Source organism: Pseudomonas sp. XP1 (assembly GCF_053557675.1).
Genome location: NZ_JBNRIJ010000018.1, coordinates 1 through 15,061 on the forward strand (window position 1 = coordinate 1; position 15,061 = coordinate 15,061).

Genomic DNA, 15,061 nt, shown 5'->3' on the forward strand with positions numbered 1-15,061 from the left:
CCCACAGTGACAGCGTGATGTCGAACTCTGTGGGAGCGGGCGTGCCCGCGAAGGGCTGCAAAGCAGCCCCAATGGGTCCAGCAGGCTGTCTAGATTTCTGAACAGGGTTCGCACCAGTGGTAAAAGCAGTAACAACCAAACCCGCGCCAATCATCAACCGCCTGGTCGTGGTCGGCCTTGGCCTGATCGGTGGCTCGTTCGCCAAGGGCCTGCGTGAAAGCAGCCTGTGCCGCGAAGTGGTCGGTGTCGATCTGGATGCCCCTTCGCGCAAGCAGGCCGTGGCCCTGGGCGTGGTCGATCGCTGCGAGCAAGACCTTGCCGCCGCCTGTGTCGGTGCCGATGTCATCCAGTTGGCCGTGCCTATCCTGGCCATGGAAAAAGTCCTGGCCCGCCTGGCCATGCTCGACCTTGGCGATGCCGTCATCACCGACGTCGGCAGCGCCAAGGGCAATGTCGTGCGTGAGGCGCGCGCCGTCTTTGGAGAGCGCCTGCCACGCTTCGTCCCCGGCCACCCCATCGCCGGCTCCGAGCAGAGCGGGGTAGAGGCCTCCAATGCCACCCTGTTCCGTCGGCACAAGGTCATCCTCACGCCGCTGGCCGAAACCGACCCGGCCGCCCTGGCCCTGGTCGACCGCCTGTGGCGCGAGCTGGGCGCCGATGTGGAGCACATGTCGGTCGAACGCCACGACGAAGTGCTTGCCGCCACCAGCCACCTGCCGCACCTGCTGGCCTTCGGCCTGGTCGATTCACTGGCCAAGCGCAATGAAAACCTCGAGATCTTCCGGTACGCTGCGGGAGGCTTCCGCGATTTCACGAGAATCGCCGGCAGCGACCCGACCATGTGGCACGACATCTTTCTCGCCAACCGCGATGCTGTCCTGCGCACGCTTGATACATATCGCAGCGATCTCGACGCCTTGCGCGACGCGATCGCTGAAGGGGACGGGCACCAGCTGCTGGGTGTATTCACCCGCGCACGCGTTGCCCGCGAGCATTTCAGTAAAATCCTGGCCCGCCGGGCCTATGTGGACGCTATGAACGCCAACGATCTGATTTTCCTGGCCCAACCGGGTGGCCGCCTGTCCGGGCGAATCCGCGTACCGGGCGACAAGTCGATTTCCCACCGCTCGATCATGCTCGGCTCGCTGGCCGAAGGCACCACCGAGGTCGAAGGCTTCCTCGAAGGTGAGGACGCGCTGGCGACCCTGCAGGCATTCCGTGACATGGGCGTGGTCATCGAAGGCCCCAACCACGGTCGCGTGACCATTCACGGCGTCGGCCTGCACGGCCTCAAGCCGCCACCCGGGCCGCTGTATGTGGGCAACTCGGGTACCTCGATGCGTCTGCTGTCGGGCCTGCTGGCCGGCCAGCCATTCGACGTGACCATGACCGGCGACGCTTCGCTGTCCAAGCGCCCGATGAACCGTGTGGCCAACCCGCTGCGCGAGATGGGTGCCGTGGTCGAGACCGGCCCTGAAGGCCGCCCGCCGCTGACCATCCGCGGTGGCCACAAGCTCAAGGCGCTGACCTACACGCTGCCGATGGCCAGTGCCCAGGTAAAATCCTGCCTGCTGCTGGCCGGCCTGTACGCCGAAGGCAAGACCACCGTCACCGAGCCTGCACCAACCCGTGACCACACCGAGCGCATGCTGCGCGGCTTCGGCTACAGCGTCGACAGCAACGGCCCGGTGGCCTCGCTGCAGTCCGGCGGCAAGCTCACTGCCACCCGTATCGAAGTACCGGCCGACATTTCCTCGGCGGCGTTCTTCCTGGTGGCGGCGTCCATCGCCGAAGGCTCCGAACTGGTGCTGGAGCACGTTGGCATCAACCCGACCCGTACCGGCGTGATCGACATCCTGCGCCTGATGGGCGGTGACATCACCCTGGAAAACCAGCGTGAAGTCGGGGGCGAGCCGGTGGCCGACCTGCGTGTGCGCGGTGCCAAGCTGAAGGGGATCGACATCCCTGAAGAACTGGTGCCACTGGCCATCGACGAATTCCCGGTACTGTTCGTCGCCGCTGCCTGCGCCGAAGGGCGTACCGTGCTGCGTGGTGCCGAAGAGCTGCGGGTGAAGGAATCCGACCGTATCCAGGTCATGGCCGACGGCCTGATCACCCTGGGCATCAAGTGCGAGCCGACCCCGGACGGCATCATCATCGACGGCGGCCAGTTGGGCGGCGGCGAAGTGCATGGCCACGGTGACCACCGTATCGCCATGGCCTTCAGCGTTGCCTCGCTGCGCGCCAGCGCACCGATCCGCATCCACGATTGCGCCAACGTCGCCACCTCGTTCCCCAACTTCCTGGCGCTGTGCGCCGAAGTGGGCATCCGCGTGGCGGAAGAGGGCAAGTCGTGAGTGCCCTGGCGCCGGTCATCACCATCGACGGCCCAAGCGGTTCGGGCAAGGGCACGGTCGCCGGGCTGCTGGCCCGCGAGCTGGGCTGGAGGTTGCTGGACTCTGGCGCGCTGTACCGTCTGCTGGCGTTCAACGCCAACAACCACGGCGTCGACCTGACCAACGAAGAGCTGCTGACCAAGCTTGCCGCCCATCTGGATGTGCAGTTCATCGCCGCCGAGCCCGGTAAGCTGCAACAGATCATCCTCGAGGGTGAAGACGTCAGCAACGTCATCCGCACCGAAACCGTAGGTGCCGGTGCCTCGATGGTTGCTTCGCTGCCGGCAGTGCGTGAAGCGCTGCTGGTGCGCCAGCGCGCATTTCGCGAGGCGCCGGGCCTGATTGCCGACGGCCGCGACATGGGCACCGTGGTGTTCCCGGACGCGCCGCTGAAAGTCTTCCTCACCGCCAGCGCGGAGGAGCGGGCGCGTCGCCGCTACCTGCAGTTGAAGGGCAAGGGTGAAGATGTTAGTCTGTCGAGTCTGCTGGATGAGATTCGTGCGCGTGATGAACGCGACACCCAACGTGCAGTGGCCCCGCTGAAGCCAGCGGTCGATGCCATTCAGTTGGACTCTACCGAGTTGTCCATCGAGCAGGTGTTGCAACGTATCAGGAGCGAGATCGCACTGCGCGACCTTCTCTGATAGCCAGGAAAGCAGGCAGGGGCACCAGTCAACGTCCTGCCGGCTTTCCTTTACTTAAAACAAACCCACATTGTCTGGAATGTGGCTATGGGCGTCTGTTTCGCCCGAATCTACAGGAATTAAAATGAGCGAAAGCTTTGCAGAACTCTTTGAAGAAAGCCTGAAAACCCTCAATCTTCAGCCGGGTGCCATCATCACCGGTATCGTTGTCGACATCGACGGCGACTGGGTTACCGTACACGCTGGCCTGAAGTCCGAGGGCGTCATCCCGCTCGAGCAGTTCTACAACGAAGCTGGCGAGCTGACCATCAAGGTCGGTGACGAAGTTCACGTTGCGCTGGACGCGGTCGAAGACGGCTTTGGCGAAACCAAACTGTCCCGTGAAAAAGCCAAGCGCGCCGAGTGCTGGATTGTTCTGGAAGCAGCTTTCGCCGCCGAAGAAGTGGTCAAGGGCGTTATCAACGGTAAGGTTAAGGGCGGCTTCACTGTCGACGTTAACGGCATCCGTGCGTTCCTGCCGGGCTCCCTGGTTGATGTCCGCCCTGTGCGCGACACCACCCACCTGGAAGGCAAAGAGCTGGAATTCAAGGTCATCAAGCTGGACCAGAAGCGCAACAACGTTGTCGTTTCCCGTCGCAGCGTGCTGGAAGCCGAGAACAGCGCCGAGCGCGAAGCCCTGCTGGAAACCCTGCAGGAAGGCCAACAGGTCAAGGGTATCGTCAAGAACCTCACCGACTACGGCGCCTTCGTGGACCTGGGCGGTATCGACGGCCTGCTGCACATCACCGACATGGCTTGGAAGCGCATCAAGCACCCATCGGAAATCGTTAACGTTGGCGACGAAGTCGACGTACGCGTTCTGAAGTTCGACCGTGAGCGCAACCGCGTTTCGCTGGGTCTGAAGCAGATGGGCGAAGATCCGTGGGTAGCTATCACTGCCCGTTACCCAGAAGGTACTCGCGTACAGGCTCGCGTTACCAACCTGACCGACTACGGCTGCTTCGCTGAGCTGGAAGAAGGCGTTGAAGGTCTGGTACACGTTTCCGAAATGGACTGGACCAACAAGAACATCCACCCGTCGAAAGTCGTTCAGGTTGGCGACGAAGTGGAAGTCATGGTTCTGGACATCGACGAAGAGCGTCGTCGTATCTCCCTGGGCATCAAGCAGTGCAAGTCCAACCCATGGGAAGACTTCTCCGGCCAGTTCAACAAGGGTGACAAGATCACCGGTACCATCAAGTCGATCACCGACTTCGGTATCTTCATCGGCCTGGACGGCGGCATCGACGGTCTGGTTCACCTGTCCGACATCTCCTGGAACGAAACCGGCGAAGAAGCCGTACGTCGTTTCAAGAAGGGCGACGAGCTGGAAACCGTCATCCTGTCGGTCGACCCAGAGCGCGAGCGCATCTCCCTGGGCATCAAGCAGCTGGAAGACGATCCGTTCTCCAACTTCGTTGCCGTCAATGACAAGGGCGCTATCGTCAAGGGCATCGTGAAAGAAGTTGACGCCAAAGGCGCCATCGTCACTCTGGCCGACGATATCGAAGCTACTCTGAAAGCTTCCGAAATCAGCCGTGACCGCGTTGAAGACGCGCGTAACGTCCTGAAGGAAGGCGAAGAGATCGAAGCCAAGATCATCAGCGTTGACCGCAAGTCCCGCGTTATCAGCCTGTCCATCAAGTCGAAGGACGATGCTGAAGAGCGCGAAGCCATCCAGAGCCTGAAAAACGCTCCGGAAGCGGCTGCCGACACCACCATGGCTGCGCTGCTGCGCGAAGCAATGGCCAAGCAGAACTGAGTTCTGTTTGATCGGTAAAAAAAGGCGACCTTCGGGTCGCCTTTTTTTTATGCTGAAAGAAGGCCGTGTCGGGGGGTTGTGCGATGTTGAGTTTTGGCGACGTCATGGAAGGTCGCGGGCGCGATAACAATTTCCTGATTATCAGGCTGCTGGCAGCAACTGCCGTAGTGGTGGGGCATTCCTTTGCGCTCTCCTATCTGGAGTGCCTGAGTTGCACCGACCCTGGCCTGCTGCTGGGCATGCCGGTGCCCGTTCATAGCCTGGGCGTGGAAGTATTCTTCATGGTCAGCGGTTTTCTGATCGCGGCCAGTGGAGAAAAGAATAGTGCCCGGGATTTCTACCTGGCCCGCGCATTGCGGATCTTGCCTGGCTTGCTCGTATGCCTGCTGCTCATGGCCTTTGTGCTAGGGCCTGTCATTACCTCGCTGCCGCTTGATGAGTATCTTTCCCAGCGCCAGGTTTACAGGTATGTCTATAGCCCATTGCTGGTTTTCAAGGATGCCCAGTTTCTCTTGCCAGGGGTGAGCTTTACCCCGCGGTACTATGGGGCTTCGGTCAATGGCAGCCTGTGGACCATCCCCTTGGAAATGCGCATGTACGTGGTGCTGTGGCTATTGGTGCTGGTGGCCAAGGTTTGCCGGTGGCCGATGATGGGGTTGGCGCTTGCCGCGTTGGTGATCGCACTGGGGTTGCATACCCTGCATCCAGCCTTTGCGGAGTACCCGTTCAAGCTGGTGGTGTGCTTCCTGGCAGGGGCGGCGTTCTATTCGTGTCGGGCGGTGATTCCGTATACCAGGTGGCTGTTGCTTGCCTGCGTTGCTTTGTTCATCTTGGCCAAGGGTGGGCGCCTTGAGGTTTTTGCATTTGCCGTTCTGACGATGTACTGCACGTTGTACGTAGCTTATTGCCCGCAGTTGAAGCTTCCCTCATTTGTGGAGGATTACTCGTATGGCATCTACCTGTATGCATTTCCGATCCAGCAATTGTTGGCGTGGGCGATGCCATGGGCCGGGCCTTACTGGCTGATGTTGGCGGCCGTGCCAGCGTCCTGGCTGGCGGGGTATGTGTCGTGGGGGCTGGTAGAGAAGCCTGCCTTGGCGATGCGCAAACGCTTTTCCCGAGCGGGTTCCCGGCAGCAATTGGCATAGGCGTCTGGCTTCCAGCAACTGGCGTATCCGCCCCCTCTCACAGGCCGGTACCTGGCTTCGAGGCAGGCAGCATCTCTACAGGGCCAGCGACCCAAGCCCGATTTCCAAAAGCCTGCATGATCCCTGTGGGAGCTGGCTTGCCGGCGATGAGGCCGGGCCTGCCAGGCGCCACCGGCTAGACCATTCCTGTAAAACTTCAATCTTGAATTTTTTTATTAAGTCAAGAACCACCCTGTTCAAATCCCTCCCAGCGTGCTACAAACTGGTTAAGCAATGATCTAGCTGCTTGATAACGAAGGGAAAAATATGACGAAGTCGGAGCTGATCGAACGTATTGTCACCCATCAGGGGCTGCTCTCGTCCAAGGACGTGGAGCTGGCCATCAAGACCATGCTTGAACAGATGTCACAATGCCTTGCCACCGGCGATCGCATCGAGATCCGCGGTTTTGGCAGCTTCTCGCTGCACTATCGCGCCCCTCGCGTAGGCCGTAACCCGAAGACCGGCCAGTCGGTCAGCCTCGAAGGCAAGTTCGTGCCGCATTTCAAGCCCGGCAAAGAGTTGCGCGACCGGGTCAATGAAGAAGAGCATGAGGCCCACACCTGATTCCACAAGGAGCAATCTGATGCGTAACCTCAAGCGCGCCCTGGCGGCGGTGTTCGTGCTGCTGTTGGCGGCTGTGGTGCTGTTCTTCGTGCTGGAGAACCAGCAAACCGTCTCGTTGGTCCTGTTCGGTTGGGCTGCCCCGGCCATGCCGGTCGCCGTGCTGGTTCTGGCCGCCCTGGTCATTGGCCTGGCAGTCGGTCCGCTGCTGGGTGCCTACGGCGTGCAGCGCAGCAAGCGCAAGATCAAGGCTTCTGCCCGTCAGGCAGCATTGAGCGGTAACTAAGGGCATTTCCTACAACCGTTTGGGAAATTGTCACCTATGCCAGCGCCGGCCGTCATGGAGTAATAACGCACTTCATCTTCGGCCCAGGCGAGTGTGCGCAGCATGGAATATCCCGTTCTTTCCCATCATGGTGGCACCCGCGGCGTCACGGGCTCCTGCCATCAACTGCACCTCGACCCGTTCACCAGCCTGCTGATCGATTGCGGCCTGGAGCAGGGCGCCGATGCCGCGCCAGGCGCACCATCGGCGCCACTCGGTTTCGACGTGCAGGGCATCCAGGCCCTGGTCATCACCCATGTGCATCTCGACCACGTAGGTCGCATTCCGGCACTGCTGGCTGCCGGCTACCGTGGTCCCATCCTGTGCAGCGAGCCGTCCGCCCGGCTGCTGCCACTGGTGCTGGAAGACGCCTACAAGCTAAGCATCAGCAGCGAGCCCGCCCAGGTGGCAAGGTACCTGGCGTTCATCCGCGACCTGATCGTGCCTCTGCCGTTCGAACAGTGGCACACCCTGGTCGAGCAAACAGGGCTCAACTGTCGCATTCGCCTGCAGCGCGCCGGGCATCTGCTGGGTTCGGCCTATGTCGAATGCGATGTGCAGCACGCGCAGGCCGGCACCCGCTACGTGTTCTCCGGCGACCTCGGCGCCTGTGGCAACCCCTTGCTGCGCCCAGTACAACCCCCGGAGCGAGCCGATGTACTGGTACTGGAAAGCACCTACGGCGACCGTCTGCACCCGCCTGCGGGCGACCGTCAGCAGCGGTTGGAAGCGGCCATCGACCGCGCCCTGGCCGACCAGGGCACGCTGCTCATTCCGGCCTTCAGCCTCGGCCGTACCCAGGAGTTGCTGTACGAGCTCGAAGGCATTCTTCATCGCAAGGCCTTGCTGAACAAGGGCGGACCGGCCCCCGATGACGACCCGCTTGACTGGTCGCAGTTGCCCATCATTCTCGACTCGCCCCTGGCTCAGCGCATCACCAGCGTATATCGGGAACTGCACGACTACTGGAATGCCGAGGCCCGGGCGCGCCTTGCCGAAGGGCGCGACCCGTTGGGTTTCAGCCAGCTTGTCAGCGTGGACACCCACGCTCGCCACCAGCAGGTGGTCAATTACCTGAAGAGCACCGGGCGGCCGGCGATCGTGATTGCCGGCAATGGCATGTGCTCGGGTGGGCGCATCGTCAATTACCTGAAGGCCATGCTGGGGGATCCGAGGCATGAGGTGATGTTTGTCGGTTACCAGGCCAAGGGTACGCCGGGCGCGGTGATACAGGCGAGTGAGGGGGCGGAAGGGTTTGTGCAGATTGATCTGGATGGGCAGATGTATGAGGTGCGGGCCAAAGTCATGACGTTGCCGGGATATTCCGGGCATGCGGACCAGCAGGGGCTGGTGCGGTTTGCCTTGAGTGGCCAGGTGCGGCCCGCGAAGGTAGTGCTGGTACATGGCGAAATGGGCGCCAAAAAGTCCCTGCAAGGGGCGTTGCGCCAGCAGGCTGAACAGGCGGGTGCCTGCCTGGAGGTCTCGATACCCTGAACCCTTGGTCTGACAATGCATGCTGGCCGACACCACGCGGGAACTAATCCCGCCAGGGTTTATCTACTGCGGCTAACCCCCGACGCTGGACTGGCTAGGTATTGGCATATTGCCGCTACACTGGAGATGGAGCGCGTGTCGCTAGTTTCCATGCAGTCGCTCGTGTTGTTTTGGTATGCCAGAAACCGTGCACAGTCAGACCCAAGGAAAAAACCAAGAAATGCGCAATGACGTCGAGCACCGCAGTAGCAATAGTGAAGAAGTAGATTTGTTGGAGTTTCTGGAGGGGGTATGGCGGCAAAAGCTGTTCATCTTTCTGGTGACGATTGCTGTCACTGCGGTTGCACTGGCTTATGCGCTGTTGGCCAAGCCGGTTTATGAGGCGAAAGTTTTTCTGGCAGCACCTTCGTCCAGCGATATTGCCGATCTGAACTATGGGCGCACCAGTCAGACTGGGCTCGAGCCTTTCACTTCGCGGAAGGTCTTTGACATCTTCGTCGAACATTTGAACGGTGAGACCCTGCGCCGGCAGTTTTTCAAGGAAGTGTACTTGCCCTCCATGCCGCCGGGGCAGGGCGCGCAAGGCGCATTGTATGCTGCGTTCAATGGCTCCTTTGACGTGGTGCAACTGGCCGGTGAGCCGGCGCGGGCCTATGTGGCCTTCCGAGGTCGTGACCCTGCCGTGGCGTCCGAGTGGGCTGCCGCCTATATCGACAAGGCTGGCGCGGCCGCCAAGGCCGAACTGTTGCACGATGCGACCAAGGAGGCAGAGGTCCGCGCCAGTGCGCTGCAACTGGAGCTCGACAACCTGCGGAAAAACGGTGAGCGGCAACGTGAAGACAAGATTACTCGCTTGCAAGAGGCGCTGCGCATTGCAACTGCCATTGGCCTGGAAAATCCACCGCTGATAGACGGTGAAGTTTCCAAGGCGTTGTCCTCGAAAATGGATGGCGAGTTGACTTACATGCGCGGGAGCAAGGCGCTGGCTGCGGAAATCAGTAATTTGCAACAACGTAAAAGTGAAGATCCGTTCATTATCGAACTCCGCGATCTACAAACAAGACAGCAGTTTTACGAAGGGCTCGTGGCAGCAAAGCGCGATGTTAGTGTCTATCAGCTTGACGGCACGATAGAGCAACCAGACGTACCAGTTAAACCCAAGCGCAACTTGATAATTGCGCTAGGTGTGATTGTCGGACTAGGCCTGGGTTGCCTGATTGCAACGCTCAGATATACCTTGCAAAATCTGCAAAGACGCCGGGCCTGACCCGGAACATGAACATCAGCGCGCACGCTACATTTAGCGCGAGACATTTGCCGTGCAAACGGTGAAACTGCCGTAATAAAGGGGGCCAGCCTGGCTGGCCCCAACAAAAATTCATGCCAAAGGTTTGCCGATGAAGCTTGTTCAAACGAACATTCCCGATGTAGTCATAGTGGAACCCGCCGTGTACGAGGATGATCGCGGGTGGTTCACGGAAACCTTCAATGAAACCCGTTTTCATGGTGCATTGCTCGAGCTTGGCCTGAGCAAGCCCCGTGCGTTCGTTCAGGATAACCACTCCATGTCCCACCGCGGCGTCTTGCGTGGGCTGCATTTCCAGCGCTCTCCAAACGCCCAGGGCAAGCTGGTGCGTGTGGTGCGTGGTGCGGTCTACGACGTGGCCGTCGATATCCGTCCGGGCTCTCCGACCTTCGGGCAATGGGTAGGGGTGGAGTTGAGCGAGCGCAACAACCGCATGTTGTGGATCCCCGAAGGTTTTGCGCACGGTTTTGTCGCACTCGAGGACGAGACACACTTCCTGTACAAAACCACGGATGTGTACAACAAGGAAGCAGAAGGCAGTATCCACTGGGATGACCCCGACCTGGCGATCGACTGGCCGATGCGCGATGGCCTCATCGTCAGCGAAAAGGACAACCAGGCCCCATCGTTCCGGCATCACTTGAGTTCCGCCGATGAAGGCACCCTGGCCCAGGTCGAGCTTTTCAAGGTGCTGGGCGATCACCGCGGCCAGTTGGTGGCTCTGCAAGCCCTGGACAATGTGCCCTTTGCCATCCAGCGAGTGTACTACCTGACCGAGACGCTGCCCGGGGTTTCCCGCGGCTTCCACGCCCACAAGGAGCTCAACCAGTTGGCCATCTGCGTGTCCGGGCGCTGCCGGATGGTGATGGATGACGGTACCACCCGCACCGACCATTGGCTGGACGCGTTCAACAAAGGCATCCTGATTCCGCCCATGGTCTGGCATGAAATGCATGATTTCAGCCCGGATTGCGTGCTGCTGGTGCTGGCCGATGCGCACTACGACGAGGCCGACTACATTCGTGACTACACCACGTTCAAGGAGCTGAAACGCGATGCCTAGCATTCATCAACTGGCCGATGTGAAAAGCGATGCCATAGGTGAAGGCACCCGGGTCTGGCAATTTGTCGTGATCATGAAAGGTGCGCAGATCGGGCGTAATTGCAACATCTGCGCGCATACCCTGATTGAAGGCGATGTAGTGCTGGGCGATAACGTCACGGTCAAGTCCGGCGTTTACCTCTGGGATGGCACCCGCATAGCCGATGACGTATTCATCGGCCCCAATGCCACCTTTACCAACGATGCGATGCCACGTTCCAAGGTTTATCCGGAACAGTTCAACGGCATTACCCTGGAGCGCGGAGCCAGCATTGGCGCCAATGCCACCTTGCTGCCAGGTGTTGTCGTAGGCGAGTACGCCATGGTGGGAGCAGGGGCGGTGGTGACCAAAGACGTCCCGCCTTATGCCGTTGTCGTAGGGAATCCAGCAAAAATTATCAGGGTGATAGACCGCAATGGTTAAGTTTCTCGATCTACAGGGTGTGAATGCGCAATACCGTCAGGCATTGATTGATGCCTGCACCGAGGTCATCGACTCGGGCTGGTACATCATGGGCGAGAAGCTCAAGCAGTTCGAAGCCCAGTTCGCCAGCTACTGCGGGGTGAAGCACTGCATTGGCGTGGCCAATGGCCTGGATGCGCTGATACTGACCTTGCGTGCCTGGAAACAACTCGGCCGTATCGCCGAGGGCGACGAGGTGCTGGTGCCTGCCAACACCTATATCGCCACCATCCTCGCGATTACCGAGAACAAGCTGGTGCCGGTGCTGGTAGAGCCCGACGAGGCCAGCTTCAACCTGGGTGCACACAACCTCGCGCAAGCGCTGACCCCGCGTACCCGGGTGATCATGCCGGTGCACCTTTACGGGCGCCTGGCCGACATGCCGGCTATCAACGCATTCGCCAGGCAGCATGGCCTGCTGGTGCTGGAGGACTCTGCCCAGTCCCACGCTGCCGAACTGGATGGGCGCCGCGCGGGTGCCTGGGGTGATGCTTCGGGCTTCAGCTTCTACCCGGGCAAGAACCTGGGGGCGCTGGGTGACGCCGGTGCGGTCACCACAAATGACGATGCGCTGGCCGAGACACTGAAATCGCTGCGTAACTATGGCTCGCACGTGAAGTACATGAATATGTATCAGGGCGTGAACAGCCGCCTGGACGAATTGCAGGCTGCGCTGCTGAGCGTGAAGCTGCCGTACCTGGACGAAGAAACACGCTTGCGCCAGCAGGTTGCGCAGCGGTACCTGGCCGGCATCGACAACCCGGCCATCCAGTTACCTGAGCCGGGCGTTGCCGGCCAGCATGCCTGGCACCTGTTCGTGGTGCGCAGCGAATGCCGTGAACAGTTGCAGCAGCATCTGGCCCAGCAAGGTGTACAGACCCTGGTGCATTATCCGATTCCACCGCACCGGCAGCAGGCCTATCCGCAACTGGCCGACCTGTCGTTGCCGCTGACCGAGCGGCTGCATGAGCAGGTGCTGAGCCTGCCCATGGATCCGACCTTGACCGAGTCCTCAATCCAGCACGTCATTGACGCCTGCAACAGCTTTTCGCGTCCTTGAGTGCCAGGTATGACCCTGATCAGAACTAGCCTGCTCAATGCCATAGCCGTTGCAGTAAAGATGGCCACCTTGCTTGGCCTCAACAAGGTTCTGGCCCTGTACGTAGGGCCGGCCGGGTATGCGGCCATCGGCCAGCTGCAGAATGCAGTGACCATGTTCACTACCCTGGCCAGCGGTGCCGTCAGCACGGGTGTGACCAAGTACACGGCGGAGTTTGCCGAACAGCCCGAAGAGCAACGCAAGGTGTGGAAAACCGCCGGCACATTGTCGGTACTGGTTTCGCTGCTGCTTGCGGTGCTGATCATCGTGCTGCGTAAACCTTTGGCCAGTTGGTTCTTCAATGATGAATCGCTGGCTTCGGTGCTGCTGTGGTTTGCCACCACCCTGGTGTTCTTTGCCTTCAACTCATTGTTGTTGGGGGTACTCAATGGCAAGAAGGATGTGCCCCGTTATGTGCTGGCCAACATCCTGGGCAGCTTGATTTCGCTGGTCGTAACCTGCGCGCTGACTATCCAGCTAGGGCTGTACGGTGCGCTGGTAGCCTTGGCCGTGTACCAGTCGTTGAGCTTTGTGGCCACCTTGCTGATCTGCATGCGCACGCCCTGGTTCCACCTGGCGGACTTTTTTGGTGGCCTGGACCGGCAGGCCCTGGGCCGGCTGTCGAAGTTCGCGCTGATGGCTGTGGTCACGGCCTGCTCCCTGCCGGTTTGCCATGTGTTCCTGCGGGACTACCTGGGCAGCACCTTCGGCTGGGAGCAAGCCGGCTACTGGGAGGCCATGTGGCGCCTGAGTTCGGCGTACCTGATGCTGATCACCACCACCCTGGCGGTTTACTACCTGCCGCGGCTGTCCGAACTGGCAGATGCCGGCGAGCTGCGCCGGGAGATCCTGCAGGGCTACAAGCTGATCCTGCCCATGACCATTCTCGCCGGGCTGGTGATCTACCTGCTGCGCGACTTCATCATCCAGGTACTGTTCTCTGAATCGTTCCTGCCAATGCGCGAGCTGTTCGCCTGGCAGATGGTCGGCGACAGCCTGAAGATCGCCAGTTGGCTGATGGCCTACCTGATGCTGGGCAAGGCCCTGACGCGGCTGTACCTGGTGACGGAAATCCTCGCCACCCTGTCGCTGTACGGCTTGACGGTGTACCTCACGCAGCTTTGGGGTTACGAGAAGGTCACGCTGGCCTATGCAGTCAATTACCTGTTGTACGCGATTGTCATGTACTTCACGGTTTTCCGGCGTTTGCCGTCGATTGTCGCTGATTCGGCACGGAGCTGAGCAATGAAGCAAGTGGTGGAGCAGCTGCAGGCTCGGATACTGACGGCAGCGCCGGGACCGGCTTTGACCCAGGCGCAAGTCTATGGCGCGCTGCTCTGGGCCGTGGACCTGGACATCTACGAGGCTGCCGCGCTGGAGCGCCACCTGGTGGCCCGGTGCGCCAGCCAGGTCACGCTGCCGGCTGCCAGCAACGTATCGCGCGGCTGCCTGCATGTGGTCAGCGAACCCTATATGCAAGGCGGGCATACCCGGCTGATGGAGCGCCTGGCGCACATGCACGAGGGGCCTGTGGACCTGCTGGTCGCGCGCAGCGCCAAGCCCCAGGTGCTCGAACGCCTGGCAGGCTATTTCGCCCATATCGAGGTGGCGCGCGGCGATGACCCGTGCGCCCGCCTGCAGTCCATCGTCGACACCCTGGCCCAGTACGACAAGGTGGTGTTGCACATTCACCCGGACGACATCATCACCACCGTCGCCTGCGGCCTGCTGAAGCAACAACGTGGCGCCGCGCTGACAGTGTATTTCGTCAACCATGCCGACCACGTGTTCAGCTTTGGCGCGTCGGTGGCCGACGTGTATTTCGAGATCAGCGCCTACGGGCACCATCTGGACAAGAAAAAGCACCTCACCTGCCAGAAGAGCTTCCTGGCGATCCCGATCGAGACCAGCGGCGCCAAAGTGCCGGATGCCGTGCCAACCCACGAGCGGATCAAGGTGTTCAGCGCTGCCTCGGCGGCCAAGTACAAGCCCCACGGCGGCCTGGACATGCGTCCGTCGATCACGGCGATTCTTCAGCGTTTCCCCAATGCCGAGTGCTGGATCATCGGTGCCAACCCCCTGACCAACACCTGGTGGTGGACAGTGAAGCTGCGCTACCCCAAGCGCTTCTTCATCCGCCGTCACCTGCCGTACAAGGACTACCTGGCCTTTGCGGAAAAAGCCGACTTCTACCTGGACAGCTACCCTATACCCGGTGGCACGGCGTTCGCCGAGCAATTGCTCAAGGGCCGGCGTTGCGTGGGGCTGGTGGCGCCGATTCAGGGCTATTCCCCGGCAGACGGCCTGAAGGTGGCTAGCATCGACCAGCTGCTGGCCAGCATCGAACAACCCCGGCCCAGTGCCTCGGTGGTGGAAGCGGTGCAGCGGGTCAACTCGCTGGAGTCGGTGAAAGCGCGTTACCTGGCTTGCATCGAGCGGGGCGAATTCAGCGAGAACGAACTGGCAGCCATGTTGCCGTGGACGGGCAACCTCGATTTCATGAAACCGACAGGTAAGGTCACTAGCATGATCCCTGCGGATGTCTTCGACGCCCTGTGCCGCATAGACACGAACCTGGCGTTGCGAACGCTGTTTGCCTACGCCTGGGTGCCGAGAATCAAGCTCTTGATCAAGGTAACGCTGTTCCGGCTGGCCAGGCTGACCAGAGCGCGAGGGTGAG

General features: G+C 60.7%; 13 protein-coding genes and 1 pseudogene. All 14 read left to right on the top strand.

Going from position 1 to position 15,061, the window contains the following annotated elements:
- The first annotated feature begins 149 nt into the window (after window positions 1-149).
- The 14 genes and pseudogenes from ACK1U9_RS16365 (at window position 150) to ACK1U9_RS16430 (ending at window position 15,060) form a co-directional block, all read left to right on the top strand.
- Entirely contained in the window at window positions 150-2,357 is a 2,208-nt protein-coding gene (locus ACK1U9_RS16365) for a bifunctional prephenate dehydrogenase/3-phosphoshikimate 1-carboxyvinyltransferase (protein ID WP_322493480.1), read from the top strand.
- Window positions 2,354-3,040, top strand: coding sequence for a (d)CMP kinase (gene cmk, locus ACK1U9_RS16370; RefSeq protein ID WP_046615542.1), 687 nt, complete (start codon window positions 2,354-2,356; stop codon window positions 3,038-3,040). Before ACK1U9_RS16365 ends, cmk begins: the two co-directional genes overlap by 4 nt.
- Window positions 3,041-3,164: 124 nt before the next feature.
- Entirely contained in the window at window positions 3,165-4,841 is a 1,677-nt protein-coding gene (gene rpsA, locus ACK1U9_RS16375) for a 30S ribosomal protein S1 (protein WP_003252673.1), read from the top strand.
- A gap of 83 nt (window positions 4,842-4,924) precedes the next feature.
- Window positions 4,925-5,989 (top strand): acyltransferase family protein, encoded by a 1,065-nt coding sequence (locus tag ACK1U9_RS16380; RefSeq protein ID WP_196182689.1) that lies wholly within the window; start codon window positions 4,925-4,927, stop codon window positions 5,987-5,989.
- Between the two features lie 306 nt (window positions 5,990-6,295).
- Window positions 6,296-6,595, top strand: a complete 300-nt coding sequence (gene ihfB, locus ACK1U9_RS16385; RefSeq protein WP_013971456.1) for an integration host factor subunit beta — start codon at window positions 6,296-6,298, stop codon at window positions 6,593-6,595.
- A 19-nt stretch (window positions 6,596-6,614) separates the two neighbouring features.
- Window positions 6,615-6,878: a lipopolysaccharide assembly protein LapA domain-containing protein gene (locus tag ACK1U9_RS16390; RefSeq protein ID WP_046615541.1), complete on the top strand. Its 264-nt coding sequence runs from the start codon at window positions 6,615-6,617 to the stop codon at window positions 6,876-6,878.
- Between the two features lie 102 nt (window positions 6,879-6,980).
- Window positions 6,981-8,411, top strand: a complete 1,431-nt coding sequence (locus ACK1U9_RS16395; protein WP_085601030.1) for an MBL fold metallo-hydrolase RNA specificity domain-containing protein — start codon at window positions 6,981-6,983, stop codon at window positions 8,409-8,411.
- Between the two features lie 220 nt (window positions 8,412-8,631).
- Complete coding sequence (locus tag ACK1U9_RS16400; RefSeq protein WP_046615540.1) at window positions 8,632-9,678, top strand: LPS O-antigen chain length determinant protein WzzB; 1,047 nt, start codon at window positions 8,632-8,634, stop codon at window positions 9,676-9,678.
- A gap of 130 nt (window positions 9,679-9,808) precedes the next feature.
- A pseudogene (rfbC, locus tag ACK1U9_RS16405) lies at window positions 9,809-10,348 on the top strand (dTDP-4-dehydrorhamnose 3,5-epimerase); the annotation flags it as partial.
- A gap of 57 nt (window positions 10,349-10,405) precedes the next feature.
- The gene (locus ACK1U9_RS16410; RefSeq protein ID WP_235431418.1) at window positions 10,406-10,780 is read left to right on the top strand and encodes a sugar 3,4-ketoisomerase; all 375 of its coding nucleotides are present in this window, start codon (window positions 10,406-10,408) and stop codon (window positions 10,778-10,780) included.
- Window positions 10,773-11,243: an acyltransferase gene (locus tag ACK1U9_RS16415; protein ID WP_046615538.1), complete on the top strand. Its 471-nt coding sequence runs from the start codon at window positions 10,773-10,775 to the stop codon at window positions 11,241-11,243. Before ACK1U9_RS16410 ends, ACK1U9_RS16415 begins: the two co-directional genes overlap by 8 nt.
- Window positions 11,236-12,342, top strand: a complete 1,107-nt coding sequence (locus ACK1U9_RS16420; RefSeq protein WP_284385404.1) for a DegT/DnrJ/EryC1/StrS family aminotransferase — start codon at window positions 11,236-11,238, stop codon at window positions 12,340-12,342. Before ACK1U9_RS16415 ends, ACK1U9_RS16420 begins: the two co-directional genes overlap by 8 nt.
- Window positions 12,343-12,351: 9 nt before the next feature.
- Entirely contained in the window at window positions 12,352-13,623 is a 1,272-nt protein-coding gene (locus tag ACK1U9_RS16425; RefSeq protein WP_449110027.1) for an O-antigen translocase, read from the top strand.
- Window positions 13,624-13,626: 3 nt separating this feature from the next.
- Window positions 13,627-15,060, top strand: a complete 1,434-nt coding sequence (locus ACK1U9_RS16430) for a hypothetical protein (protein WP_046615535.1) — start codon at window positions 13,627-13,629, stop codon at window positions 15,058-15,060.
- The last annotated feature ends 1 nt before the right edge of the window (window position 15,061 follow it).

Coding starts and splice junctions, on each gene's coding strand:
- rpsA (WP_003252673.1), top strand. CDS start 3,165: ATGAGCGAAAGCTTTGCAGAACTCTTTGAAGAAAGCCTGAAAACCCTC.
- ACK1U9_RS16395 (WP_085601030.1), top strand. CDS start 6,981: ATGGAATATCCCGTTCTTTCCCATCATGGTGGCACCCGCGGCGTCACG.
- ACK1U9_RS16425 (WP_449110027.1), top strand. CDS start 12,352: ATGACCCTGATCAGAACTAGCCTGCTCAATGCCATAGCCGTTGCAGTA.
- ACK1U9_RS16430 (WP_046615535.1), top strand. CDS start 13,627: ATGAAGCAAGTGGTGGAGCAGCTGCAGGCTCGGATACTGACGGCAGCG.
- ACK1U9_RS16380 (WP_196182689.1), top strand. CDS start 4,925: ATGTTGAGTTTTGGCGACGTCATGGAAGGTCGCGGGCGCGATAACAAT.
- ACK1U9_RS16400 (WP_046615540.1), top strand. CDS start 8,632: ATGCGCAATGACGTCGAGCACCGCAGTAGCAATAGTGAAGAAGTAGAT.
- ihfB (WP_013971456.1), top strand. CDS start 6,296: ATGACGAAGTCGGAGCTGATCGAACGTATTGTCACCCATCAGGGGCTG.
- ACK1U9_RS16390 (WP_046615541.1), top strand. CDS start 6,615: ATGCGTAACCTCAAGCGCGCCCTGGCGGCGGTGTTCGTGCTGCTGTTG.
- ACK1U9_RS16415 (WP_046615538.1), top strand. CDS start 10,773: ATGCCTAGCATTCATCAACTGGCCGATGTGAAAAGCGATGCCATAGGT.
- ACK1U9_RS16420 (WP_284385404.1), top strand. CDS start 11,236: ATGGTTAAGTTTCTCGATCTACAGGGTGTGAATGCGCAATACCGTCAG.